Annotated in this window: 20 protein-coding genes; 9 read left to right on the forward strand and 11 right to left on the reverse strand. The window is 72.8% G+C overall.

Annotated features, from left to right (window positions below):
- Positions 1–37 precede the first annotated feature (37 nt).
- The gene (zapE, locus tag JK356_RS10215; RefSeq protein WP_201867305.1) at positions 38–1,105 is read left to right on the forward strand and encodes a cell division protein ZapE; all 1,068 of its coding nucleotides are present in this window, start codon (positions 38–40) and stop codon (positions 1,103–1,105) included.
- 104 nt (positions 1,106–1,209) lie between these two features.
- On the opposite strand, the gene JK356_RS10220 is transcribed toward zapE, so the two are convergent.
- Positions 1,210–1,869, reverse strand: a complete 660-nt coding sequence (locus JK356_RS10220) for a response regulator transcription factor (protein WP_201867306.1) — start codon at positions 1,867–1,869, stop codon at positions 1,210–1,212.
- Positions 1,870–2,026: 157 nt separating this feature from the next.
- The gene (locus JK356_RS10225; RefSeq protein ID WP_201867307.1) at positions 2,027–2,674 is read right to left on the reverse strand and encodes a DUF3000 domain-containing protein; all 648 of its coding nucleotides are present in this window, start codon (positions 2,672–2,674) and stop codon (positions 2,027–2,029) included.
- Positions 2,675–2,765: 91 nt separating this feature from the next.
- Between JK356_RS10225 and hemE the strand changes: the two genes are divergently transcribed.
- The 8 genes from hemE to JK356_RS10265 all read left to right on the forward strand — a co-directional run bounded on the left by hemE (position 2,766) and on the right by JK356_RS10265 (position 12,428).
- The gene (gene hemE, locus JK356_RS10230; RefSeq protein WP_374100640.1) at positions 2,766–3,797 is read left to right on the forward strand and encodes a uroporphyrinogen decarboxylase; all 1,032 of its coding nucleotides are present in this window, start codon (positions 2,766–2,768) and stop codon (positions 3,795–3,797) included.
- Positions 3,798–3,834: 37 nt separating this feature from the next.
- The gene (gene hemG, locus JK356_RS10235) at positions 3,835–5,247 is read left to right on the forward strand and encodes a protoporphyrinogen oxidase (protein WP_201867309.1); all 1,413 of its coding nucleotides are present in this window, start codon (positions 3,835–3,837) and stop codon (positions 5,245–5,247) included.
- Between the two features lie 26 nt (positions 5,248–5,273).
- Positions 5,274–5,981 carry a hydrogen peroxide-dependent heme synthase gene (gene hemQ / locus JK356_RS10240; RefSeq protein ID WP_201867310.1) on the forward strand — a complete coding sequence of 236 codons (708 nt, stop codon included), beginning with the start codon at positions 5,274–5,276 and terminating at the stop codon, positions 5,979–5,981.
- A gap of 43 nt (positions 5,982–6,024) precedes the next feature.
- Entirely contained in the window at positions 6,025–6,921 is an 897-nt protein-coding gene (locus JK356_RS10245; RefSeq protein ID WP_201867311.1) for a metal ABC transporter ATP-binding protein, read from the forward strand.
- A gap of 100 nt (positions 6,922–7,021) precedes the next feature.
- Positions 7,022–7,600, forward strand: coding sequence for an ABC transporter (locus JK356_RS10250; RefSeq protein ID WP_307815514.1), 579 nt, complete (start codon positions 7,022–7,024; stop codon positions 7,598–7,600).
- Positions 7,601–7,701: 101 nt separating this feature from the next.
- Positions 7,702–8,961 (forward strand): HRDC domain-containing protein, encoded by a 1,260-nt coding sequence (locus JK356_RS10255; RefSeq protein WP_201867312.1) that lies wholly within the window; start codon positions 7,702–7,704, stop codon positions 8,959–8,961.
- A gap of 111 nt (positions 8,962–9,072) precedes the next feature.
- Positions 9,073–10,287 carry an acetyl-CoA C-acyltransferase gene (locus tag JK356_RS10260; protein ID WP_201867313.1) on the forward strand — a complete coding sequence of 405 codons (1,215 nt, stop codon included), beginning with the start codon at positions 9,073–9,075 and terminating at the stop codon, positions 10,285–10,287.
- Positions 10,284–12,428 (forward strand): 3-hydroxyacyl-CoA dehydrogenase NAD-binding domain-containing protein, encoded by a 2,145-nt coding sequence (locus JK356_RS10265; protein WP_201867314.1) that lies wholly within the window; start codon positions 10,284–10,286, stop codon positions 12,426–12,428. Before JK356_RS10260 ends, JK356_RS10265 begins: the two co-directional genes overlap by 4 nt.
- Before the next feature lie 114 nt (positions 12,429–12,542).
- Here JK356_RS10265 and dxs read toward each other — a convergent pair whose 3' ends face one another.
- The 9 genes from dxs to acnA all read right to left on the reverse strand — a co-directional run bounded on the left by dxs (position 12,543) and on the right by acnA (position 25,764).
- Positions 12,543–14,456 carry a 1-deoxy-D-xylulose-5-phosphate synthase gene (gene dxs / locus JK356_RS10270; RefSeq protein ID WP_201867315.1) on the reverse strand — a complete coding sequence of 638 codons (1,914 nt, stop codon included), beginning with the start codon at positions 14,454–14,456 and terminating at the stop codon, positions 12,543–12,545.
- A 168-nt stretch (positions 14,457–14,624) separates the two neighbouring features.
- Positions 14,625–15,929 (reverse strand): sugar ABC transporter permease, encoded by a 1,305-nt coding sequence (locus JK356_RS10275; protein ID WP_201867416.1) that lies wholly within the window; start codon positions 15,927–15,929, stop codon positions 14,625–14,627.
- 41 nt (positions 15,930–15,970) lie between these two features.
- The gene (locus tag JK356_RS10280; protein ID WP_201867316.1) at positions 15,971–16,795 is read right to left on the reverse strand and encodes an ATP-binding cassette domain-containing protein; all 825 of its coding nucleotides are present in this window, start codon (positions 16,793–16,795) and stop codon (positions 15,971–15,973) included.
- Between the two features lie 84 nt (positions 16,796–16,879).
- Positions 16,880–17,977 carry a substrate-binding domain-containing protein gene (locus JK356_RS10285; protein WP_201867317.1) on the reverse strand — a complete coding sequence of 366 codons (1,098 nt, stop codon included), beginning with the start codon at positions 17,975–17,977 and terminating at the stop codon, positions 16,880–16,882.
- A 130-nt stretch (positions 17,978–18,107) separates the two neighbouring features.
- On the reverse strand, positions 18,108–19,286 hold the full coding sequence (locus JK356_RS10290) for an ROK family transcriptional regulator (protein WP_201867318.1): 1,179 nt from the start codon (positions 19,284–19,286) through the stop codon (positions 18,108–18,110).
- Between the two features lie 139 nt (positions 19,287–19,425).
- Positions 19,426–20,301, reverse strand: coding sequence for a carbohydrate ABC transporter permease (locus JK356_RS10295; protein ID WP_201867319.1), 876 nt, complete (start codon positions 20,299–20,301; stop codon positions 19,426–19,428).
- Positions 20,302–20,331: 30 nt separating this feature from the next.
- Positions 20,332–21,366, reverse strand: a complete 1,035-nt coding sequence (locus JK356_RS10300) for a carbohydrate ABC transporter permease (protein WP_201867320.1) — start codon at positions 21,364–21,366, stop codon at positions 20,332–20,334.
- Positions 21,367–21,393: 27 nt separating this feature from the next.
- Positions 21,394–22,815, reverse strand: a complete 1,422-nt coding sequence (gene ngcE, locus JK356_RS10305) for an N-acetylglucosamine/diacetylchitobiose ABC transporter substrate-binding protein (protein WP_201867321.1) — start codon at positions 22,813–22,815, stop codon at positions 21,394–21,396.
- 228 nt (positions 22,816–23,043) lie between these two features.
- Positions 23,044–25,764 (reverse strand): aconitate hydratase AcnA, encoded by a 2,721-nt coding sequence (gene acnA, locus JK356_RS10310; RefSeq protein WP_201867322.1) that lies wholly within the window; start codon positions 25,762–25,764, stop codon positions 23,044–23,046.
- Between the last annotated feature and the right edge of the window lie 139 nt (positions 25,765–25,903).

The raw sequence follows: 25,903 nt of genomic DNA on the forward strand, positions 1-25,903 counted from the left end.
GTGTGGCACACGCCGGGCGGGCTTACAGTGGGACACCGTGTCAGCCGCCGCCCCCCTCGCCGCTCCCCTGTCGCTGTGCGACCGGGTGCCCGACGTGCCTGCCGAGCGCCTGGTCGCGGAGCTGGCGCCGCCGCCGCGCTTCGACGCGGTGCGCTTCGACACCTACGTGCCCGACCCCGGGCAGCCCAGCCAGCGCGAGGCGGTGGAGGCGCTGCGCGGCTTCGCCGCCGGGCTCGGTGCCCCCGCGCGCGGCGGCGGCCGGGCCGGCCGGGGGCTGCCGTGGCGGCGGCGGCGCGCGGCCGCCGCACCCGCGCGGCGGGGGGTGTACCTCGACGGCGGCTACGGCGTCGGTAAGACGCACCTGCTGGCGTCGCTGTGGCACGCGGCGCCCGCGCCGCCCGCACGCAAGGCGTTCTGCACGTTCGTGGAGCTGACGAACCTGGCCGGCGCCCTGGGCTTCGCCCGGACCGTGCAGACGCTCTCGGAGCACCGGCTGCTGTGCATCGACGAGTTCGAGCTGGACGATCCCGGCGACACGGTGCTGGTGTCCTCGCTGCTGTCCCGGCTCGTCGAGGCGGGCGTCGCCCTGGCGGCCACGTCCAACACGCTGCCCGGCAGGCTCGGCGAGGGCCGCTTCGCCGCCGCCGACTTCCTGCGCGAGATCCAGGGGCTGGCCGCCCACTTCACGACGCTGCGGATCGACGGCGAGGACTACCGCCACCGCGGGCTGCCGGAGGCGCCCGAGCCGCCGCCCGAGGAGGACGTGACCGCCGCGGCGCACCGGCTTCCCGGCGCCTCGCTCGACTCCTTCCCCGCGCTGCTCACCCACCTGTCGCGGGTCCATCCCAGCCGGTACGGCGCGCTGTGCGAGGGCGTGGCCGCGGTGTGCCTGACCGGCGTGGAGCCGGTGCGGGACCAGGCGACGGCGCTGCGGCTGGTGGTGCTGGCCGACCGGCTGTACGACCGGGAGATCCCGGTGCTGGCCTCGGGGGTGCCGTTCGACCGCCTGTTCAGCGAGGACATGCTGCGGGGCGGCTACCGCAAGAAGTACTACCGGGCCATATCCCGGCTGACCGCCCTGGCACGCGAAGCGGCCACGGGCTGAGAAACCCGTGGCCATGCGCCGGAGCAGGCGAGGTGCTGATGACCTGTTCAGCTGAGGAACCGTGCCCGTGAGCCGGGCTGACGGATGGTGCTCGTGGGATGGTGCTAGTGGATGATGCCGGTGCGCAGGGCGACGGCGACCATGCCGGCCCGGTCGCCCGTGCCGAGCTTGCGGGCGATGCGGGCCAGGTGGCTCTTGACGGTGAGCGCGGACAGCCCCATGGAGACGCCGATGGCCTTGTTCGACTGGCCCTCCGCCACCAGCCGGAGCACCTCGACCTCCCGGCCCGACAGCTCCCGGTACCCGCCCTGGTGCGCCGGGGCGCCCGGCTGGCGCCGGTGCATGCGGGCGGCGGCACCGATGTGGGCGGCGCCGTGACGGACGGGCGGGCCCAGGGAGTTGCGGGTGCCGGTGACGACGTACCCCTTGACGCCGCCGGCCAGGGCGTTCCGCACGGCGGAGATGTCGTCGGCGGCGGAGAGAGCGAGCCCGTTGGGCCAGCCCGCGGCCCGGGTCTCGGACAGCAGGGTCAGCCCGGAGCCGTCGGGCAGGTGGACCTCGGCGACGCAGATGTCCCGGGGGGTGGCGACTCGGGGGCGGGCCTCCGCGATGGACGACGCCTCGATCACGTCCCGCACGCCGAGCGCCCACAGGTGGCGCGTGACGGTGGAGCGGACGCGAGGGTCGGCCACGACGACCATGGCGGTCGGCTTGTTGGGGCGGTAGGCGACCAGGCTTGTGGGGTGCTCTAGAAGAACAGACACCGGGCCTCCTGAGAGTGGGGAGCGGGGACATAGCCGACTTATGGTCATAAGTCGGGGTGATCCGGATGGAAGGGTCACTGAATCCTTCGGCAGGAGAACCCCGGGCCTTTAGAAAACGATCACGAACCGGTGATTCGTCATCTAGATCACGCCCGCGTCACGCAGGCCGCGGCCCCCGGCGGCGCGGCAGCGCCGTCACCGCGGCGGCACCGTCACCGTCCCCGGGGAACTCGGGCGGCAGCCCGGCGCAGTGGGCCAGCAGCCCGCACCACGCCAGCAGGTGCGCCCCGGCCTCATCGGGATCGACCGGCGTCCACGACGCCCGCAGCTCCAGCTCCGCGCGCGGCGGCTGCCCCGCCAGGCCGCCGAAGAACGCCGAGCCCGCGCGCGTCACCGTGCCGCTGGGCTCGCGCCGCCGGACCCCCCGCACGTCAAGCGCCTCGGTCAGCCACGACCACGCCACCTCGGGCAGCAGCGGGTCGGTGCCCAGCTCCAGGTCGAGCTCGGCACGCGCCAGCGTCACGACGCGGAACTCGCCCCGCCAGTTCTCGTCGCCCGCGGGATCGTGCAGCAGGATGAAGCGCCCGTCCGCGACCTCTTCGCCGTCGGCGGTGACTCCCGCCTGGAGCGCGCAGGAGAACGGTGCCAGCCGCCGCGGGGCCGGCAGGGGGGCCAGGCGCACCTCAGGGCGGGGCCGCGCGGCCGCCAGCGAGGCGACGGCCCGCTGGAACGGGAGCGGCCCCCTCGTCGCGGCGTCGTGGACTTCTCCCGGTTCCCCCGCCGTGTGACTTCGAGACGCTGCCATGGCCGGTAACCCTAGGCGCCCGCCGCCCCGGCCGGTGGTTGCCACACCCACCCGGCCCCGGTCAATCCCCGGGCATGCGAGACTTCAGGATGTGACTGTGACCGACTCCCCCTTCCTGCGGGCCTGTCGCCGTGAGCCCGTGCCCCACACCCCCGTCTGGTTCATGCGGCAGGCCGGGCGGTCGCTGCCGGAGTACCGCAAGGTACGCGAGGGCATACCGATGCTGGAGTCCTGCACGCGGCCCGACCTGGTCACGGAGATCACGCTCCAGCCGGTGCGCCGCCACGGCGTGGACGCGGCCGTCTTCTTCAGCGACATCATGGTGCCGCTGAAGGCGATCGGCGTCGGCCTGGACATCAAGCCCGGCATCGGCCCGGTGGTCGAGCGGCCGATCCGCGACCGCTCCGGTCTGGAGCAGCTGCGGCCGCTGGAGCCCGGCGACGTCCCGTACATCACCGAGGCGGTCCGCATGCTGGTGCGGGAGCTGGGGGACACGCCGCTGATCGGCTTCGCCGGCGCGCCGTTCACGCTGGCCAGCTACCTGGTGGAAGGCGGCCCGTCCCGCAACCACGAGCGGACCAAGGCCCTGATGTACGGCGATCCCCAGCTGTGGGCGGAGCTGCTCGACCGGCTGGCCGTCATCACCTCCGCGTTCCTGGCCGTGCAGATCGACGCGGGCGCGTCCGCCGTCCAGCTCTTCGACTCCTGGGCCGGTGCGCTGGCGCCCGAGGACTACCGGCGCACGGTGCTGCCCGCCTCCGCGAAGGTCTTCTCGTCGGTCGCGGACCGCGGCGTGCCCCGCGTGCACTTCGGGGTCGGCACCGGCGAGCTGCTGGGGCTGATGGCCGAGGCCGGCGCCGACGTCGTGGGCGTCGACTGGCGGGTGCCGCTGGACGAGGCGGCCCGGCGTACCGGGGGCCGCGTGGCGCTCCAGGGGAACCTGGACCCGGCCGTGCTGTTTGCGCCCCAGGAGGCGGTCGAGGCCCAGGCCGACCGCGTGCTCGCCGCCGCGAGCGGCCTGCCGGGGCATATCTTCAACCTCGGGCACGGCGTCCTTCCCGACACCGACCCGGACGCCCTCACCCGGCTGGTGGCCTACGTGCACGAGCGGACCGCCCGCTGACAGCGGGCCGACTGTCCACGGGGAGAGAGCTTCAGCGATGCATGTGATCGTCATCGGCGGCGGCATCTCGGGGCTGGCGGCGGCGCACCAGCTCAGCTCCGCGGGCGTCCGGGTCACCGTGGCGGAGGGCTCACAGCGGGTGGGCGGCAAACTCCGCACGGGGCACGTCGCGGGCGTCCAGACCGACCTCGGCGCGGAGTCGATGCTGGCACGCCGCCCGGAGGGAACGGACCTGGCGAAGGCCGTGGGGCTCGGCGACGCGCTGCGGCCGCCCGCGGTGGTGTCGTCGGCCATCTGGACGCGGGGCGCGCTGCGGCCGATGCCGCAGGACCACGTCATGGGGGTGCCGAGCACCGCTGCCTCCCTCGCGGGCGTGCTCTCGGACGCCGGGCTGGCGCGCATCGCCCGCGACACCGAACTGCCGCCGCCGCAGCTGGGTGAGGACATCGCGGTGGGCCGCCTGGTAGCCGACCGGATGGGCCCGGAGATCGTGGACCGGCTGGTGGACCCGCTGCTGGGCGGCGTGTACGCCGGGGACGCCTACCGCACATCGATGCGGTCGGCGCTGCCGCGGCTGTTCGAGGCGGCGCGCCAGCACGACTCGCTGCTGGCGGCGGTGCGCGCGCTGCGCAGCGCCTCCCCGGCGCGGCCGGGCGAGCCGGTCTTCGCCGGCCTGGAAGGCGGGCTGGGCACGCTTCCGGAGGCGGTGGCGCGGGCCTGCCGGGCACAGGGCGCCGACCTGCTGACGGGCGCGCCCGCCACCGGGCTGCGCCGGACCGCACGCGGCTGGGCCGTGTCCCTGCGCGACGGGCGGTCACTGGCGGCGGACGGCGTCGTGCTGGCCGTCCCGGCTGAGGAGGCCGCGCGGCTGCTGGCCGCAGAGGCGCCGGCGGCGGCCGGGGAGCTGTCGGCGATCGAGTACGCGTCGATGGCGATCGTCACGCTGGCCTTCCGGCGCGAGGACCTGCCGGCGCTGCCGCGCGGCAGCGGCTTCCTGGTGCCGGCGGTGGACGGGCGCGCCATCAAGGCCGCGACATTCACCAGCTCCAAGTGGGACTGGGCGGCGGCGGCCGATCCCGGGCTGTTCGTGCTGCGCGTCTCGCTGGGGCGCTATGGGGACGACGCGCCGCTGGGCTGGGACGACCAGGACCTGGTGCGCGCGGCCCTGCACGACCTGCACGAGGCATCGGGCCTGCCGGGGCGGCCGGTGGACAGCCTGGTGACCCGCTGGCACAACGGGCTGCCGCAGTATGCCGTCGGGCACGCGGCGCGCGTGGAGCGGATCCGGCGGTACCTGTCGGCTCTGCCGGGGCTGCGGCTGGCGGGCGCCGCATACGACGGCGTCGGCATCCCCGCGTGCGTGGCCTCGGGCCGGCGCGCCGCGCGGGAACTGCTGATGACGCTGCCGCCGGGACCGGCCCCCGGGACCGAGGCCCCGGCGGGGAGCTAGCCGGGCACGCCGGAGATAATGGACTCATGACTGCCCCAGCAGCCCACGCGGGCAAGCGAGCCAAGGATCTCAACGAGGTGATCAGGTACACGCTCTGGTCCGTCTTCCGGCTCCGCGAGCCGCTCCCCGAGGAGCGCGGCGGGCTGGCGGAGGAGGTGAGCGAGCTGTTCGAGCAGCTGGCCGCCAAGGACGTGACCGTGCGCGGCACCTATGACGTCTCGGGGCTGCGGGCGGACGCCGACCTGATGATCTGGTGGCACGCCCCCACCCCGGACGCCCTCCAGGAGGCGTACAACCTCTTCCGGCGCACCCGGCTTGGCCGGGCCGTGGAGCCCGTCTGGTCGAACATGGCGCTCCACCGCCCCGCGGAGTTCAACAAGTCGCACATCCCGGCCTTCCTGGCGGACGAGGAGCCGCGCGCGTACGTGAGCGTCTACCCGTTCGTCCGGTCCTACGACTGGTACCTGCTGCCCGACGAGGAGCGGCGGCGGATGCTGGCCGAGCACGGACGGATGGCGCGCGGCTTCCCCGACGTACGGGCGAACACCGTGGCGTCCTTCTCGCTCGGCGACTACGAGTGGATCCTCGCCTTCGAGGCCGACGAGCTGCACCGCATCGTCGACCTGATGCGCCACCTGCGCGGTTCGGAGGCCCGCCGGCACGTGCGCGAGGAGGTCCCCTTCTTCACCGGCCGCCGCAAGCCGCTGCCGGAGCTGGTCGCGCAGCTGGCGTGACGGCCCCTGCCGCGGGTGTGCGCGGGCGGCTGGCGTGCGTGCCATGAGGCTGCGCGGTGTCAGCCGCCGGTACCGGCGGACGGGGCCCTGGGTGCTCCGGGACGTCGACCTGGAGCTCACGCCCGGTTCCCTGACGCGCGTCACGGGCGGCAACGGCTCGGGCAAGTCCACGCTGCTGCGCCTGCTCGCGGGGGTGGACGCGCCGGACGCTGGCCGGATCACGGGCCGCCCCCGCGCGGTGGCGTACGTGCCGGAGCGGTTCCCGCCCGGTCTGCCGCTCACGGCGCTCGGCTACCTCACCCACCTGGGACGGGTGCACGGGCTGCCCGGCGCGGACGCCGCGCGGGAGGCCGGGAGGTGGCTGGCGCGGCTGGGCGCGGACGGCCTGGCGGCGCATCCGCTGCGCGAGCTGTCGAAGGGCAGCTGCCAGAAGGTCGCGGTGGCGCAGGCGCTGCTGGCACGGCCCGCGCTGCTGGTGCTCGACGAGGCCTGGACCGGGCTGGACCTGCCCGCCCGCGAGACGCTGGACGCCGCCGTCAGGGAGCGGGTGGCCGACGGGGCCGCGGTGGTGTTCGTGGACCACGATCCGCGGCGGCTGGCGGGCGAGGCGTCCCGCGTGCTGCTGCTGGCCGGCGGGCGGCTCACCGCGGCACCGGCTGCGGCGGTGCCGCCGCAGGACCGGGTGGCCGTCATCGAGGCGGTGGGGCCGCCGGGCGGTGCGCCCCCGGCCAGGCTGCCCGGGCGTCCCCGCTGGCGGCGGCTGCCGGACGGAGCGCTGCGGCTGACGGTGGCCGACGCGGACTCGGACGCGGTGCTGGCGGCGCTGCTCGCGGCGCGGCCGGCCTGGCACGTCAGAGCCGTCGCCACCGGGCAGCGGCCCGGTGCGCAGCCGGGCGGCATGCCGCGGCCGGGGGCCGCCGGAGAGGAAGAGGAGCGGTGAGGGGCGGGCTGGTGCCGCTGGTGCGCTATCAGGCGGCGCTGCTGCTGCGCAGCAACCGCTGGCTGCCGCCGCTGCTGCTGTTTACGCGGGCGTACTGGCCGTGGGCGTCAGCCCCGGGGAGCCGGTGCTGGACTCGCTGGGCACCACCGCGGCGGCGCTGCTGCCGGCGGCGGCCTGGCTGGTACGGGTCTGCGTCACGGCCGAGCCCGCGGCCGCCCGGGCCTGCACGGCCGCGGCGGCCGGCCCGGCGCGGGCGCACCTGGCGAGCCTGCTGACCGCGCTGGCCGGCGCCGTCGCGGCGGGTGCGGCCGCCACCGGCGTGGTGGTGGCGGTGAGCGGACGGCGGCCGGGCGGCTCAGCGGGCGGCGTGCCGCTGGCGGCGGCTGCCGGATCCGGACTGCTGGCGGTGCTGACCTGCGCGCTGCTGGGCGTGGCGCTGGGCGCGCTGGGCAGCCGCCCGGTGCTGCCCGGCCGGGCGCGGTCCCTGCTGGTGACGGTGGTGGCCGCGGTGGCGCTGCTGGTGGGCCCGGTCTCCCCCGCGAACGCGGCGGTGCGCACGCTCGTCACCGGCTCCCGGCAGGGCGCGGTGACGTACCCGGTGCTGCCCTGCGCGGCCGCGGCGGCGCTGGTGGCGGGGGCCGCGGCGGTGGCCTGCCGCGCGGCGCGGCGCGGCGGCTGAGCCGGGCCGGAAACGGGCCTGCGGGCGTTTTCGCACGTCAGAACGTACCGGCGGGTATTACCGCTGGTCACGAGGACGGGCCGAACGGTTACCCTTGTCGGGTGACCGACGCTCAGCAGACCGCCGATGCTTCTACTGGCCTCTCCCCTCGCGAGCCGTCCGGTCCGGCGCCTGTACCCCTGCTGAGCCCTCGCGACGGCATCCCCCCGGTCACCGCGGATGCGCGGGCACTGGATGCCGTGGTCGCCGCCTTCGCGGGGGGCAGCGGGCCGGTCGCCGTGGACGCGGAGCGCGCCTCCGGATACCGGTACGGCCAGCGTGCCTACCTCGTACAGCTCCGCAGAGCCGGCGCGGGGACCGCGCTCATCGACCCGGTGGCGTTTCCCGACCTGTCCGCCCTGGGCGAGGCCCTGGCCGGGACGGAGTGGGTGCTGCACGCGGCGTCGCAGGACCTGCCGTGCCTGCGGGACATAGGCATGCGGCCGCGGCGGCTGTTCGACACGGAGCTCGCGGCCCGGCTCGCCGGCTATGCCCGGGTGGGCCTCGGCGTGATGGTGGAGACCCTGCTGGGCTACAGCCTGGAGAAGGGGCATTCGGCGGTGGACTGGTCGAGTCGGCCGCTGCCGGAGCCCTGGCTGCGGTACGCGGCGCTCGACGTCGAGCTGCTGGTGGACCTGCGCGACGCCCTGGAGGAGGAGCTGCGCCGGCAGGGGAAGCTGGAGTGGGCGCTGGAGGAGTTCGCCGCCATCGCCGCCGCTCCCCCGCCGCCGCCGCGCAAGGACCCGTGGCGCCGGACGTCCGGGCTGCACAAGGTGCGCCGCCGCCGGCAGCTGGGGGTGGTCCGGGAGCTGTGGCTGGCGCGGGACGAGGTCGCGCGGCGCCGCGATCTGTCGCCCGGCAAGGTGCTGTCGGACGCCGCGATCATCGCGGCGGCGCAGGCGATGCCGCGCGACCACCGGGCGCTCGCCGGGCTGCACGGCTTCGGGCACCGGATGGGCCGCAAGCAGTTGCAGCTGTGGCAGGCGGCGGTCGACCGGGCCCGGGAGATGCCGGAGGAGGAGCTGCCGCAGCCGGGTCAGCCCGCCTCGGGGCCGCCGCCGCCGCGGTCGTGGGCGGACAAGGACCCGCAGGCCGCCGCCCGGCTCGCGGCGGCGCGGGCCGCGGTGATGGAGCACGCGGCGCGGCTGAAGCTGCCGCAGGAGAACCTGGTGGCGCCCGATGTGGTGCGGCGGCTGTGCTGGGACCCGCCCGCCGAGCGCACGCCCGGGGCGGTCGCGGCGGCGCTGCGCGCGCTGGGGGCGCGCGAGTGGCAGATCGCGCAGACGTCCGAGCTGCTCGCGCGGGCCCTTCAGCAGGACTGACACCGGTTCTGTGACGGGTATCCGTCTCCTCCCGGGCAGCCCTTGCCACCGAGTTACCCGCGAGTAGCATGGGCGGTGGACACCGGGACCCACGTGTGGAGGAGAACCATCGTGCCGCGTACCCTCAGGGACGTCGTCTTCGTGGACGGCGTCCGCACTCCCTTCGGCAAGGCGGGGCCGAAGGGCATCTACCACGAGACCCGCGCCGACGACCTGGTCATCGCGTGCATCCGCGAACTGCTCCGCCGCAACGCGGGGCTGCCGCCCGGGAAGATCGACGAGGTGGCCATCGCCGCCACCACGCAGACCGGCGACCAGGGGCTGAACCTGGGCCGCGCCGCCGCGCTGCTGGCCGGCCTGCCGCAGCACGTCCCGGGCTACACCATCGACCGCATGTGCGCGGGCGCGATGACGGCCGTGACGACCGTGGCCGGCGGCCTCGCCTTCGGCGCCTACGACCTGGCCATCGCCGGCGGCGTCGAGCACATGGGCCGGCACCCGATGGGCGAGGGCGTGGACCCCAACCCCCGGTTCGTCTCCGAGCGCCTGGTCGACGAGTCCGCCATGATCATGGGCATGACGGCGGAGAACCTGCACGACCGGTACCCGGCGCTGACGCGGGAGCGTGCGGACGAGTACGCGGTACGCAGCCAGGAGAAGGCCGCGAAGGCGTACGCCGACGGCAAGATCCAGCCGGACCTGGTGCCGGTCGCCGTGCGCCGCACCACCGAGGAAGGCGGCGAGCTGGGCTGGGGCCTGGCGACGGCCGACGAGCCGATGCGGCCCGGCACCACGCGCGAGGCGCTGGCCGGCCTGAAGACGCCGTTCCGCCCGCACGGCCGGGTCACGGCCGGCACCGCGGCGGGGCTCAACGACGGCGCCACCGCGTCGGTCATCGCGGCCGAGGAGACCGCCGCCGAGCTGGGGCTGCCGGTGAAGATGCGGCTGGTCTCCTACGCCTTCGCCGGCGTGGAGCCGGAGGTGATGGGCATCGGCCCCGTGCCGGCCACGGAGAAGGCGCTGGCCCGGGCCGGGCTGACGATGGACGACATCGGCCTGATCGAGGTCAACGAGGCGTTCGCCGTGCAGGTGCTCGCGCTGCTGGACCACTACGGCATCGCCGACGACGACCCGCGCGTCAACCAGTACGGCGGCGCGATCGCCTTCGGTCACCCGCTGGCCTCCTCGGGCGTGCGGCTGATGATCCAGCTCGCCCGGCAGTTCGAGGAGCAGCCGCACGTGCGCTACGGGCTGACGACGATGTGCGTCGGCTTCGGCATGGGCGGAACCGTCATCTGGGAGAACCCGCACTGGGAGGGCGCATGACAGCCAGCACGCCGACGGCCGCGAAGCTGCGGGAGGCCGCCGAGCGGTTCCCCGACGAGGTCGTGACGCAGGTACACGTCCGCCATCTCGACCTGCCGCACGGCGGCGGCCGCTTCGCCCTGCTGACCCTGGACAACGGCTACGACCACAAGAAGCCGACGACGTTCGGTCCGAGGTCGCTGGCCAACCTCAGCGATGCCCTCGACCAGGTGGAGGCCGAGGCCGCCGCCGGTGAGATCGTGGGCGTGGGGCTGACGGGCAAGCCGTACATCTTCGCGGTGGGCGCCGACCTCAAGGGCATCGGCACGCTGCGGGAACGCGAGGAGGCCCTGGTCATCGCCCGCGGCGGGCACGACGTGTTCCGCCGCCTGGCCGGGCTGCCGGTGCCGAGCTTCGCCTACTACAACGGCGCGGCCATGGGCGGCGGCGTCGAGGTCGGCCTGCACTGCACCTACCGGACGGTCTCCTCCGGAGTGACCGCCTTCGGGCTGCCTGAGGTGTTCATCGGCCTGGTGCCGGGCTGGGGCGGCTGCACACTGCTGCCCAACCTCATCGGCGCCGACCGGGCCGTCGGCGTCATCGTCGAGAACGCCCTGAACCAGAACCGCATGCTGAAGGGCCCGCAGGTCTACGAGCTCGGCATCGCCGACGCGCTGTTCGAGCCGGCCGATTTCCTGGCGCAGTCGCTGGTGTGGACCTCGGCCGTGCTGCGCGGCGAGATCGAGGTCGTGCGCCAGGACCCGGACCGGGGCGAGGCGTGGGACCGCGCGGTGGCGCGCGGCCGGGCCATCGCCGACGAGAAGGTGCACGGAGCGGCGCCCGCGGCCTACCGGGCGCTGGACATCATCGGCCAGGCCCGCAACGGCGACCTGCGCGCCGGGTTCGCGGCCGAGGACGACGTGCTCGCCGACCTGATCGTCAGCGACGAGCAGCGCAGCGCGCTGTACGCGTTCAACCTGGTGCAGCGGCGTGCCAAGCGGCCGGCGGGGGCGCCCGACGCCTCGCTGGCGCGCCCGGTGAACAAGGTCGGCGTGGTCGGCGCCGGGCTGATGGCCTCGCAGCTCGCCCTGCTGTTCGCGCGGCGGCTGAAGGTGCCCGTGGTGATGACCGACGTCAGTGAGGAGCGGCTGGCCAAGGGCGTGGCGTGGGTGCACGAGCAGGCGGACATGCTGCTGCTCAAGGGGCGCCTGAGCCAGGACGCCGCCAGCAGGCTCAAGGCATCGGTGACCGGCACGCTGGACACCGCCGCGGCCTTCGGCGACGCCGACTTCGTCATCGAGGCCGTCTTCGAGGAGATGGACGTCAAGCAGAAGGTCTTCGCCGAGGTGGAGGCCGTGGCGCCGGAGCACGCGCTGCTGGCGACGAACACCTCCTCGCTGTCGGTGACGCGGATGGCCTCGCAGCTGAAGCACCCCGAGCGCGTCGTCGGCTTCCACTTCTTCAACCCGGTGGCGGTGCTGCCGCTGGTCGAGGTGGCCCGCGCCGAGCAGACGGACGACGCGGCGGTGGCGACGGCGCTCGCCGTGGCCAAGAAGCTGCGGAAGACGGCGGTGCTGGTGAAGGACGCGCCGGCCTTCGTCGTCAACCGCGTGCTGACGCGGTTCATGGGCGAGGTGCTGCGCGCCATCGACGAGGGCACCGACCCGGCGGTCGCGGACCGCGCCCTGGCGCCGCTGGGACTGCCGATGTCGCCGGTGGAGCTGCTGGAGCTGGTCGGGCCCGCCGTGGCGCACCACGTGGCGGGCACGCTGCACGCCGCCTTCCCCGAGCGGTTCGGCGTCTCGCCGGGCCTGACGCGGCTGGTGGAGTCCGGCAAGACCAGTCTGTTCCTGCGCGGTGAGGGCGAACCGCGGCTGGACCCGGCCGTCGAGGCGCTGTTCGCGCCGGAGGGCGAGCGCGGTGAAGGGCTCACCGAGGAGGAGGTGCGGCGCCGGGCGCTGGAGGCGATCGCCGAGGAGATCGGGCTGATGCTGCGCGAGGGCGTGGTGGCCGAAGCGCAGGACATCGACCTGTGTCTCATCACCGGGGCGGGCTGGCCGTTCCACCTCGGCGGGATCACCCCGTACCTGGACCGCGCCGGCATCTCCGAGCGGGTGACGGGCTCGCGGTTCCTTCCCCGGGGCGTGGCGAGCGTGCCGTAAGACGCGCGCCGCTGGCACCTGACAGCAGCACGGCGCCCGGCCGGCCCTGCGGGGCCCGGCCGGGCGCCGTGCCGTGTCATGGGGCCCGGCACCCGGCGCCGGGCCGCCGCGGGGTCAGTCGCTGGCCAGGCGGGCCTCGTCGGCGTCGAAGCTGCCCGCCAGCCGGGCCACCAGGCCGGTGACCTGCCGGGCGATGGCCGGTCCGGTCAGGCCCACGCTCTCGAGCACCTCCTGACGGCTGCCGTGCGGCAGGAAGCGGGAGGGAAGGCCGAAGTCCCGCAGCGGCACGTCCACGTCGGCGTCCCGCAGCGCCTGGGCGATGGCGGAACCGACGCCGCCCGCACGGCAGTTGTCCTCGACGGTCACCACGACGCGGTGGCGCGCGGCGAGGCCGGGCAGGGCCTCGTCGACCGGCCGCACCCAGCGCGGGTCGACCACCGTGGCGCTGATGCCCTGCCGCCCCAGCAGCTCGGCGGCCTCCAGGCAGACCGGCGCCAGGGCACCGATCGAGACGATCAGCACGTCGGGCTGGTCGGTGCCGGGCTCCCGCAGGACGTCCATGCCGCCGACGGTGCCGACCGCCGGGACCGGGTCGGCGACCTTGCCGCGCGAGAAGCGCACGACGGTGGGGGCGTCGCGGACCTCGACGGCCTCGCGGAGCTGGGCGCGCAGCTGGTCGGCGTCGCGGGGCGCGGCCAGGCGCAGACCGGGCACGCACTGGAGGATCGACATGTCCCACATGCCGTGGTGGGAGGCGCCGTCCGGTCCCGTCACGCCCGCCCGGTCCAGGACGAACGTCACGCCGCAGCGGTGGAGCGCGACATCCATCAGCAGCTGGTCGAACGCACGGTTGAGGAAGGTGGCGTAGACGGCGAAGACCGGGTGGAGCCCGCCGGTGGCCAGCCCGGCGGCCGAGACCGCGCCGTGCTGCTCGGCGATGCCCACGTCGTAGACGCGGTCGGGGAACTCCTCGGCGAACGCCTGGAGGCCGACCGGGCGCAGCATGGCCGCGGTGATGGCGACGATGTCCTCGCGCTCCCGGCCGATCCGGACGATCTCCTCGCCGAAGACGGACGTCCAGTCGGCGCCCGAGGCCGCGACCGGCAGGCCGGTGTCAGGGTGGATGACGCCGACCGAGTGGAACTGGTCGGCCTCGTCCTCGCGGGCCGGCTGGTAGCCGCGGCCCTTCTCGGTGAGGCAGTGCACGATGACGGGGCCGCCGAAGCGCTTGGCGCGGCGCAGCGCCGACTCCAGGGCGCCGATGTCGTGGCCGTCGATCGGCCCGAGGTACTTCAGGCCCAGGTCCTCGAACATGCCCTGCGGGGCGATGACGTCCTTCAGGCCCTTCTTGGCGCCGTGGAGGGTGCCGTACAGCGGCTTGCCGACCACGGGGGTCTTCGCGAGGACCTGGCGCCCGCGCTCCAGGAAGCGCTCGTAGCCGTCGGTGGTGCGCAGCGTGGCGAGGTGGTTGGCGAGGCCGCCGATGGTGGGGGCGTAGGAGCGGGCGTTGTCATTCACGACGATGACGAGCGGGCGGTCCTTGGCGGCGGCGATGTTGTTCATCGCCTCCCAGGCCATGCCGCCGGTCAGCGCGCCGTCGCCGGTGACGGCGACGACGTGCCGGTCAAGACCGCGCAGCTGGTTCGCCTTGGCGAGCCCGTCGGCCCAGCCCAGCACGGTGGAGGCGTGGCTGTTCTCGATCACGTCGTGGTCGGATTCCGACCGGGACGGGTAGCCCGACAGGCCGCCGGAGGCACGCAGCCGGGAGAAGTCCTGTCGCCCTGTGAGCAGCTTGTGCACGTAGGACTGGTGCCCGGTGTCCCACAGGATGCGGTCGGCGGGCGAGTCGAACACACGGTGCAGGGCGATGGTCAGCTCCACAACGCCGAGGTTGGGCCCGAGGTGGCCGCCGGTGCGGGCGACCGAGGAGATGAGGAAGGAACGGATCTCCGCGGCGAGCTCGTCGAGCTCCTCCAGGGTGAGACCGTCCAGATCGCGTGGTCCCGAGATACGGGTCAGCAGCGGCACCGTTCCTCCTCGCTGTCGGGCACTGTGGTCTGCGCTCGGCCGGTCCGTCGAGTCTAGTGTTCCGCCCGGGATGACTATCGTCTCAGGAGGTGAGCGGCGTCACCCGGGCGGGGCGGCCGGGAACGCGCGGCGCGTTCCAGACCGCTTCACCGGCCGATTGTCGAACGGTTATGTCCGTCCCGCAGTTCTTCTGGTCCGTCTGGAGACCGAGTCGACGACAACCGCGATCAGAAGCACGACACCTGTGATCATGAACTGGATCTCGCTCGCCATGCCCATCAGGTTCAGGCCCGTGGTGATCGACTGGATGACCAGGGTGCCCAGCAGCGCGGACCACACCCAGCCCCGGCCGCCGAAGAGGCTGGTCCCGCCGATGACGGCGGCGGCGATCACGTTCATCAGCAGGTTGCCGGAGCCCAGCTGCTTGGAGGCGCCGCCCGCGTTGGCCGCGTAGAACAGCCCGCCGAGCGCGGCCAGGGCGCTGGCGATCGCGAACACGCTCATCCGCACCAGCTCCACGTTGATCCCCGCGCGGCGCGCCGCCTCGGCGTTGCCGCCGACCGCGAAGATCTGCCGGCCGTAGGTCGTCCGGCGCACCATCAGGTCGGCCAGCAGCAGCACCCCCAGGAACACCACCAGGGCCAGCGGCAGGCCGCGGTGCTGGTTGAAGGTGTAGGCCGGGAGGAAGGCGGCGACGGCGACCAGCCCGGTGCGCAGCAGGATCTCGCCCCGGGTACGGAACGGCAGCCCGGCCCGCTCCCGGCGGCGCTCGCCGCGCCACAGCGCCGCCGCGTACGCCGCCGTCAGCACGGTGGCCAGTCCGTAGGCGGCGGAGATGTCGCTGAAGTAGTAGCCGCCGAAGTCGTTGACGAGGCTGTTGTTGGGGATGTTGATGGTCCCCTCCTCGCCCATGACCCAGATCTGGAGCCCGGACCAGCCCAGGAAGCCCGCGAGGGTGACGACGAAGGCCGGGACCCCGACGTACGCGAAGAAGGTGCCGTGGATGGCGCCGACCACCGCACCGGCCGCGACGGCCAGCAGGATCGCCAGCAGGTCGGGCACGCCGTGGTTGACGGAGGTGACCGCCCAGATGGCGGCGGCCAGCCCGGCCATAGAGCCAACGGACAGGTCGATCTCGCCGAGCAGCAGGACCAGTACGATGCCGACGGCCATGATGCCGGGACCGGCGATATAGACGGCGATGTTGCTGAGGTTGCGGGGGGTGAGGAAGGTGCCCGTCTGCGCCTGGAAGACGATGGCGATGACCAGCAGGCCCACGACGACCGGGAGCGAGCCGAGCTCGCCCGCGCGCAGGCGGCGCACGAAAGCCTCCCAGTAGCCCGCCAGCCCTCGCTCGCGGACCAGCAGCCGGGGGTCGGCGGCCAGGGCGTCGGGCTCGCCGCCTGCCCGGTCGCCGCTGCGGGACGCGCTGGCCGCGGCACCGGTGCCGTCCTGCGCCGCGTCTTTGGCCAGCCGCCCGCCGGTCCCGGTAGGTGTGGTGCCGGTGGTGTCGCTCACCGCTGTCCCTCCTTCGCACTGGCGCTCTCGCCGGACGGTGCGTCCGGCTGCCCGGTCCCGGCGCGGCTGAGCCGGCGGGAGGCGGCGTTGTCGGTGGCCCCGGTGATGGCGGCGATGATCTCCTCCCCGGTGGTGTCAGCCACGCGGAAGACGCCGTTGTTGCGGCCGAGGCGCAGCACCGCGACCCGGTCGGCGACGGCCCGCACGTCCGCCATGTTGTGGCTGATGAGGAGGATGGCCAGCCCCTGGTCGCGCAGCCGCTCGACGAGGTCGAGCACCTGCGCCGTCTGCTCCACGCCGAGCGCGGCCGTGGGCTCGTCAAGGATGACGACCTCGGGCGAGCCGATCAGGGCGCGGGCGATGGCCACGACCTGCCGCTGGCCGCCGGAGAGCGAGGCGACGGGGACGCGGACACTGGGGATGCGGATGGACAGGGTGTCGAGCAGCTCGCGGGCCTGCTGCTCCATCGCCACCTGGTCCAGGACGTGGCGGGTGCGGATCTCGCGGCCGAGGAAGAGGTTGGCGACGACGTCGAGGTTGTCGCAGAGCGCCAGGTCCTGGTAGACGGTCGCGATGCCCAGCTCCTGGGCGTCGTGGGGGCGGGTGACGCGGACGGTCTCGCCCTTGAAGGCGATGGAGCCCGCGTCGATGGGGTGAACCCCGGAGATGGTCTTGACGAGGGTGGACTTTCCTGCGCCGTTGTCACCGACGAGCGCGGTGACCTCTCCCGCGCGTATCTCCAGATCGACGTCGGTCAGCGCCTGGATGGCGCCGAACCGCTTGGAGACGCCGCGCAGCTCCAGAACGGGTGCGGCGGTCATGCTTCGGGTCAGCTCCTTGGGTGGGCTGGGCCCCGGGTCCGGCCGCCGCAGCGTGCGGCCGGGCCCGGGCAGGCGGCGGCGCGGTCAGCCGAGTCCGGCTTCCTCGCAGGCCGCGGCGTACTCGCCTCGGCAGATATCTTCGGCCGCGTGGGCGTCGTCGGCGATGACGGTGTCGGCGATGTTGTCCACGGTCACCGCCACCGGCTCCAGCAGCTGGCTGGGAATGCCCTCGGCGGTGCCGCTGTCGACGGTCTCGGGGGCCAGCTCGTCCCCGAACTCCTCGCCGCGCATGGCCCGCACCGCCATCTCGGCGGCGATTTCGGCCTCAGGCCGCGGCGCCTTGTAGATGGTGAACGTCTGCTGGCCCGCCACGATCCGCTGGATCGCGGCGAGTTCGGCGTCCTGGCCGCCCACCGGAACGCCCTCGATGCCCGCTTCCTCCAGGGCATTGACCACGCCGGCGGCCATGCCGTCGTTGCCGACGTAGACAGCGTCGAAGCCGTCCGGCCCGAGTGCGTCGATGGCGGCGCTCATCTCCTGGTTGGCGCCGGCCGCCTCCCAGCCGGGGACGTCCTGCTCGAAGACGATGTTGACCTGGTCGTCCAGCACGGCGTGGGCGCCGCGCTTGAACTGGGCGGCGTTGGGGTCGGTGGGAGATCCGTTGATCATGACGACGTCGGCGCCCTCGGCGTCGTCGCCCAGCGCGTCGAGCAGCGCCTGGCCCTGGAGCTGGCCCACCCGCTCGTTGTCATAGGAGACGTACCCGTCGACGGGGCCCTCGGCCAGCCGGTCGTAGGCGATGACGGGGACGCCCTCGGCCTGGGCTTCCTCCACCCACGAGGCGGTGGCCTCCGCGTCGACCGGGTCGAGGATGATGACCTCCGCACCGGAGGTCAGCAGCGCGTCAAACTGCTGCCGCTGCTTGCTGGTGTCGTTGCCGGCGTTGCTGTACTGGACGTCGCAGTCCGGGCACAGCTCTTCGATCTTGGCCTCGATGTAAGGGCGGTCGAAGGTGTCGTACCGCTCGGTGACATCGTCGGGGAGCAGCAGGCCGATAGTCCCCGACTCCTGGGAATTCCCGTCGTCCTGGTTCCCGCCTCCGGCTTCGCCGCAGGCGGCAAGGGTGGCGGCGAGCGCCAGTACGGTGGCTGCAATGACCGGGTGCCGCAGTGGGTTACGCATAATTCGGCATCGCCTTCCCGCTCAGGCCGCGAGGGGGCGGCCACGGATCGGCAGAGAGCTAACTCCCTCACCTCCGATGCCGTCAATACCTGAAGCACTCAAGAACCAAACCGGAAATCAACGAAACCGCTCACGGCCGGGGTGGTTCGAGAAAGGCCTTCTCTCCCATTTCCTGCAAAACCAGGGCGAGTGCTCCGAGCACTTCCGCACGGCCGCCGAGCGCCCCGGGCACGAGCGTCAGCTGCCGGGCCGCACTTGGAATGGCGTAACGCCCCACGGAATCGCGGATCGGTTGCAGAGCCAGCTCCCCCGCCTCGGCCAGGTCCCCGCCGAGCACCACCCGGCTGGGATTGAGCAGATTGCACAGCTGGGCGACGCCGCTGCCGATGTGGCGGCCGATGTCGGCGACCACGCGGCGGCAGCCCGGATCGCCGTCGCGGGCCATCCGCACCACCTGGCGCATGCTCAGCCCGGTGCCGTGGCTGCCGTGCAGCAGCGGCAGCACGTGGCGGGCGGCTGTGAACGTCTCCAGGCAGCCGCGGTTGCCGCAGCGGCACACGGGGCCCGACTCATCCAGCGTGATGTGCCCGATCTCGCCCGCCGTGCCGCCCGGCCCCCGGTAGATCTGGCCATTGATCACCAGTCCGGCGCCCAGGCCGCTGGCGACCTTGATGTACGCCAGGTCCGAGGCGCCGCGCCCGGCTCCCCACACCAGCTCCCCCAGCGCGCCGAGGTTGGCGTCGTTGTCGATATGGACCCGCACGCCGAGGCGGGCGGCCAGCTCCTCACGGGGGTTGGTGCCGCGCCAGCCCGGCAGGATGACCGAGGAGCCGAGCGCGCCGGTGGCCACGTCGATCGGGCCGGGCACACCCAGGCCGACGCCGATGATCTTCCGCCGGTCCACGCCCGCGGCGGCCAGCAGCCGGGTCACGAGTCTCTCGGCGCGGTCGAACCCGTGGCCCGCCGAGGCGTCCACGTCGAACGGTTCGGCCTCCTCGGCGAGCACCTGCTGCGCCAGATTCCCGACCGCCACCCGGAGATGGGAGTGGCCGAAATCGACCCCCACGACAATGCCCGCATCCGGGGAAAGGGAAACGCTCCGGGCCCGGCGCCCGCTCGCGGAGGTGGTTCTGACCTCGACGGTGCCCCGTTCCTTCAATTCCCGGACGATATTGGACACGGTGGCGGCGGACAGGCCCGTGGTCCGGGCTATTTCGGCCTGGGTGAGCGAACCCGCCCCGCGCACCGCGCGTACCACTCGTTCCAGATTGGCCCGGTGCAGCGAGGACTGCGACCCCGGAGTTTCCACGGCTCACTCCATTTCCCGGTCTCCCGGGCGGGCGCGGACGCGGCGCCCGCCGACCGGGCCCACTATAGGAAGTCGGAGCCCGGCGCGGGGAAACGGGAGTGAAACCGCTTGCATTCCGGCGGGCCGGACGCGTGCCGTCTCACCGGACCGCGCCCGCCGTCAGCCCGGTCTGGACCTGCCGCTGGAACGCCAGATAGACCACGAGCACCGGCAGCATGGCCAGGCTGATACCCGCGTACAGCGCTCCCCAGTCCCCCTCGTAGCCCTGCTGCACCATCAGGGCCGCGAGCCCCTGCGGCAGCACCGCGTCCTCCTCGCTGCCGATGTTCAGCACCCGCGGCAGCACGAACTGGTTCCACTGCCCCAGGAAGTTGAAGATGCCGACGCTGATCAGGCCGGGCCGCGCCATCGGCAGCATGATCTGGAAGAACGTCCGCGCGTGCGAGGCGCCGTCCAGCGTGGCCGCCTCCTGGACGGCCGTGGGCAGCGTGCGGAAGAAGGAGACGAGGAAGAAGACCGTGAACGGCAGCGAGTAGGCGATGTAGACGAGGATCAGGCCCTGGCGGGTGTTGAGCATGCCGAGGTTGTCCAGGATGAAGAACAGCGGCACCAGCGCCAGGAAGACGGGGAACATCATCCCGCCGGTGAACAGCAGGTACACCACGCGGTTGCCCGGGAACCGGAAGCGGGCGAGCACGTACGCCGCCATCGCGCCGAACAGCATCGTGCCGGTGAGCGAACCGGACAGGATGATCAGTGAGTTGAGCGTATAGCGGCCGATGTTCGCCGAGGTCCAGGCGTTGCTGAAGTTCTCCCAGTGCAGTGAGGTCGGCAGCCCGAAGGGCTCGGTGACCAGATCGCCGTGCTCCCGCAGGCTGGACAGCACCACCCACAGCAGCGGCCCGGCCGCCATCACCGCCCACACCACCAGGAAGGAGTGGGAGAACACGTTCAGCACCCGGCCGGTGGTCTGTTCCCGGTCCCCGCGCGGGCGGGCGGACTTGGTGAGGCTCATCGTTGGGGGCTCCCTTGCGCGCGGACGGCTTCAGTACTCGATGCGCTCGCGCCGGGCGAGCCGCATCATCAGGACCGCAAAGAGCAGGGTCACGACGAACAGGGCCACGCCGACGGCGGTGGCGTATCCGGCCTGCCCGTCGCGGAACGCCTTGTCGAACAGGTAGGTGGGCACCACGTCCATGCCGTGCTCCGGCACCATCACGCTGACCAGGGCGAAGCCGTCGAGCGCCTGGATGCCCATGTAGATCCAGCCGGTCTGGACGGTGTCCCAGGTCAGCGGGAGCGTGATGCGGAAGAACGTCACCGGGCGGCTGGCGCCGTCCAGCAGCGCGGCCTCGTAGGTCTCGCGCGGGATGGAGCTCATCGCCGCCGAGAAGAGCACCACGTAGAAGCCGACGAACGACCAGCACAGCACGGCCAGCACGCACCAGATGGCGAGGTCGCCGCCGAGCCAGTCGTTCTGCCGCAGCCCGCCCAGGCCGGTCAGCTCCAGGGTCTCGTTGAGCGCGCCGCTGCGCGGGCTGTACACCCGCGCCCAGATGACGGCGATGATCGCCAGCGAGAGCACCTGCGGGAAGAAGAAGACGACCTTGTAGAACGCGGACCCGGCGACGCCGGAGACCGCCTCGCCGCGCCGCTTGCTGCCGCCGGCGCTGAGCATGAAGGCGAAGAAGAGGCCCAGCGCCAGCGTGATCACCGGCGCGGCGACGAGCAGCAGCAGGCTGTTGCGCAGCGCGTCCCAGAACTTGTCGTCGTTCCAGAGCCGTTCGTAGTTCTCGAAGCCGGTGAAGGTGTAGGCGCTGCTGTAGCCCGTCCAGTCCGTCATCGAGTAGAAGAACGCCTGGAGGAACGGCGAGACGACAAAGACGACGTAGATGAGCACCGGCGCGGCGAGGAACCAGAGGATGAACCGGTACTCGTCCAGCCGGCGGTACCGCCGGTCCGCGCGTATCCGGCGCGGGGTCAGCCGGGGCGGCAGGAGAAGAGCCACGAGGGCCGCCGCCGCGAACGTGAGCCTGCTGCCCGGTGACGGGCTGTCAGGTATGCGGGTCGAGGGTGCCATGCCGCCCCGGTCCTTCCCGTGTCGTGGTCAGGCGTGCTGGAACTTCTCGATGGAGTCGTCGCGTGCCGTGGCGTCGGCGGCGCGCTGACAGCGGTCGATGGCCTCGGTGGGGTTGATCTCCCCGGCCATCATGGCGGCGACGGCCCCGCCGATCTCCTCGTCGTTGAGCTGCTTGTACCAGTCGGGCAGCCGGGAGAGCACAAGGTTGTCGCCGGCGGCCTCGATCGCCTCGACCGCGCTGCTCAGGCCGGGGCCCAGCTCCATGCCGTCCGCGGCGCCGCGCACACAGGTCAGCGAGGAGACCAGGCGGGTGAAGTTCTGCGCGGATTGCCTGCCGAGCATGATGCGCAGGAACTCCATGCCGCCGGGGACGTTGCGCGCGTCGGCGGGCACCAGGAAGGGCTCGCCGGGCGAGGCCCAGAGGGTCTCGAACGGCATGGCGTCGGAGGAGTCCAGGCCCGTGGGCGGGCCGACGGCCATGTCGAAGTCCTCGGGCGTGGTGGACTTCGCCTCGTTCTCCACCCAGGAGCCGTTGGGGATGAACAGCGCCCGGCCGGCGGTCCACTCGCTCTGGGCGTCCTCGTGGTTGAGGCCGGGGGTTCCCTCCAGGATGAATCCGCGCGCGTAGAGCTCGTGGTAGGCCTCGAACGCCGCCCGGACCGCTTCGTGGCGCCAGGCGTTGGGCTCCAGGTTGTCCAGCGCCCGCAGCACCTCGATGCCGCCGATCTTGGCGATGAACGGGTAGAGCGTGAAGGCCAGGTAGTAGGGGTACACGCCGGGGTAGGTCCAGCCCGCGATGCCCTCCCGCTGGGCACGCCGGCAGACGTCGATCATCTCGTCCCAGGTCCGGGGGTACTCGACGTCCAGCCGCTGCAGGGCGGTGCGCGAGTACCACTGGCCGTAGACGTGGTAGGCGTAGTTGAGCTGGTAGAAGGCGTCGCTGCCGAACTGCCCCATCTCCAGGGTGCCGGGCATGAGCGTGTCGCGGACGGGGACCTCCGGGTCGTCCAGCGACGGGGCGTCCAGCAGCTCGGTCAGGTCGTGGACCTGGTCGTTGCGGATGAGGGCGGCGATGTCCATCGCCTGGGCACCGGAGTTGTCGACCACGTCCGGCGGTTCGCCCTGCACCATGCGGGGCTGGAGCCGGGACTGGATCTCCTGGGTGGCGGTGTGGTCGACCGGGCCGAACCGCTCCTGGTACAGCTCCTCGGTGTCGAGAGCGTACTGGTCGCCGAAGCCGCCGTCGAAGATGACGACTTCGAGCTGCTCGTCGCTGGGAACGCCGAACGGGTTGTCATCGGTCCTGTCGACCGTCTCAACGGTGCCGGACCCGCTGCTGCCGCCGCTGGCGCAGGCGCTGAGCGCTCCCAGGGCCGGTACGGACAGGGCGGTCGCGGCGGCGGTTCTCGTCAGGAAGATGCGGCGGTTGACATGCGGACTCGCGGTCATGTTCGCGTCCTCGCCTTCTGTCGGGACCCGGGCGGGACGGGTGGTGGCCCGGATCCCGACAGGTATAGTCCAATCCCCCGAACGGCGGTAGGTCGCGCACAGCCTGTGCGCGCAGGCGTGTCCGAGTCGCAATCTGGCCGCATGCGCACGGGCCGCCCCCGCCTCATGGCGGGAGCGGCCCGGTGCCCTGCGCGCGCCGCGGCGTCGCAGCAGTGACTGATGTGTGCCTTACTTGCGCAGCAGCGACCGCAGCACGTACGGCATGATGCCGCCGTTGCGGTAGTAGTCCGCCTCACCGGGGGTGTCGATGCGGACCACGGCGTCGAAGCTGACGCCGGTGTCCGTGGTCACCCGCACGGTCTCGGGGATGCCGCCGTCGTTGAGGGCGGTGATGCCCGTAATGGAGTAGGTCTCCTCGCCGGTCAGGCCGAGCGACGCGGCGCTCTCCCCCTCGGGGAACTGGAGCGGCAGCACGCCCATGCCGATGAGGTTGGAGCGGTGGATCCGCTCGTAGGACTCGGCGATGACGGCCCGCACGCCCAGCAGCGCGGTGCCCTTGGCGGCCCAGTCGCGGGACGAGCCGGAGCCGTACTCCTTGCCCGCGAGCACCACCAGCGGCACGCCCGCCGCCTGGTAGTTCTGGGCGGCGTCGTAGATGAACGACACCGGGGCGCCTTCCTGGGTGAAGTCGCGGGTGTAGCCGCCCTCGGTGCCGGGAGCGATCTGGTTGCGCAGCCGGATGTTGGCGAACGTGCCGCGGATCATCACCTCGTGGTTGCCGCGGCGCGACCCGTAGGAGTTGAAGTCGCGGCGGGCCACGCCGTGCTCGGTGAGGTACTTCCCGGCCGGAGTGTCGGCCTTGATCGCGCCGGCCGGCGAGATGTGGTCGGTGGTGACCGAGTCACCGAGCTTGGCCAGCACGCGGGCGCCCTCGATGTCGGAGACGGGCTGCGGCTCACGCGTCATGCCCTCGAAGTACGGGGGCTTGCGCACGTAGGTGGACTCCGGGTCCCACTCGAACGTCGAGCCGGTCGGGATGGGCAGCGCGTTCCACTGGGCGTCGCCGGCGAAGACGTCGGCGTAGCTCTGGCTGAACATCTCCTGCCCGATGGCGCCGGCGATGATCTCCTCGATCTCCTGCTCCGACGGCCAGATGTCGCGCAGGTACACCGGCTTGCCCTCGCTGTCGGCGCCCAGCGGCTCGCTGGTGATGTCCACCTTCATGGAGCCGGCCAGGGCGTAGGCGACCACGAGCGGCGGGGACGCCAGGTAGTTCATCTTGACGTCGGGGTTGATGCGGCCCTCGAAGTTCCGGTTGCCGGACAGGACGGAGACGACCGCCAGGTCGTTGTCGTTGATGGCCTTCGAGATCTCCTCGGGCAGCGGCCCGGAGTTGCCGATGCAGGTGGTGCAGCCGTAGCCGACCAGGTTGAAGCCGAGCTTGTCCAGGTACGGCGTCAGCCCTGCGCGGTCGTAGTAGTCCATGACGACTTTGGAGCCGGGCGCCAGCGTGGTCTTCACCCACGGCTTGCGGGTCAGGCCGCGCTCCACGGCCTTCTTGGCGAGCAGCGCGGCGCCCACCATGACCGAGGGGTTGGAGGTGTTGGTGCAGGAGGTGATGGCGGCAACGGTGACGGCGCCGTGGTCCAGCTCGAACGTGGTGCCGTCGGCCAGGCTCACGGGGACGGGCTTGCTGGGCACGCCGTTGGAGACGGCCGGGGAGTCGGAGGCCGGGAAGGACTCCTTGCCCGCCTCGTCAGCGTCGGTGGACGGCACGTAGGCGCGGACGTCCTCGCAGAACTTGCTCTTCGCCTCGGTCAGCGCGATCCGGTCCTGCGGGCGCTTGGGGCCGGCGATGGAGGGCTCCACGCTGGCCAGGTCGAGCTCCAGGTACTCGGAGTACTCCGGCTCCACAGCCGGGTCGTGCCACAGGCCCTGTTCCTTGGCGTACGCCTCGACGAGCGCCAGCTGGCTCTCGGTGCGGCCGGTCAGCCGCAGGTAGCTGATGGTCTCGGCGTCGATGGGGAAGATGGCCGCGGTGGAGCCGAACTCCGGCGACATGTTGCCGATCGTGGCGCGGTTGGCGAGCGGGATCGCGCCGACGCCCTCGCCGTAGAACTCGACGAACTTGCCGACCACGCCGTGCTTGCGGAGCATCTCGGTGATGGTCAGCACCAGGTCGGTGGCGGTGGTGCCGGTGGGCAGCTCACCGGTCAGCTTGAAGCCGACGACGCGCGGGATCAGCATGGACACCGGCTGGCCGAGCATGGCCGCCTCGGCCTCGATGCCGCCGACGCCCCAGCCGAGCACGCCCAGGCCGTTGACCATCGTGGTGTGCGAGTCGGTGCCGACGAGGGTGTCGGGGTACGCCTGGCCGTTGCGCACCATGACGACGCGGGCGAGGTGCTCGATGTTCACCTGGTGGACGATGCCGGTGCCCGGCGGCACGACCTTGAACTCGTCGAAGGCGGTCTGCCCCCAGCGCAGGAACTGGTAGCGCTCGCGGTTGCGGCCGTACTCCAGCTCGACGTTCTGCTGAAAGGAGTCGGGCGTGCCGAACTTGTCAGCGATGACGGAGTGGTCGATGACCAGCTCGGCCGGGGCCAGCGGGTTGATGCGGGCCGGGTCACCGCCGAGCTCGCGGACGGCCTCGCGCATGGTGGCCAGGTCCACCACGCACGGCACGCCCGTGAAGTCCTGCATGATGACGCGGGCCGGGGTGAACTGGATCTCCCGGCTCGGCTGGGCCTTGGGGTCCCAGGAGCCCAGCGCACGGATGTGGTCGGCGGTGATGTTCGCCCCGTCCTCCGTCCGCAGGAGGTTCTCCAGGAGCACCTTCAGGCTGTACGGCAGCCGGGAGGAGCCCTCCACCTTGTCCAGCCGGAAGATCTCGTACGACTCGCCGCCCACCTCAAGCGTGCTGCGGGCGTCGAAGCTGTTCGCCGACACGACTGTCTCCTTCAGCGTCCTCGCCAGATATCTCGATGTCGAGATACCACCCTAGTACATCGCGGTCACCGGGTCATGCCGCCCCGCCCGCGCCCGTACGGGTGTCCGGAGCCGCCCCAGCGGAAACCGGGCAGACGCC

The sequence above is a fragment of the Streptomyces sp. 7-21 genome, assembly GCF_016741785.1.
In the GTDB taxonomy this organism is placed as follows: Bacteria; Actinomycetota; Actinomycetes; order Streptomycetales; family Streptomycetaceae; genus Streptomyces.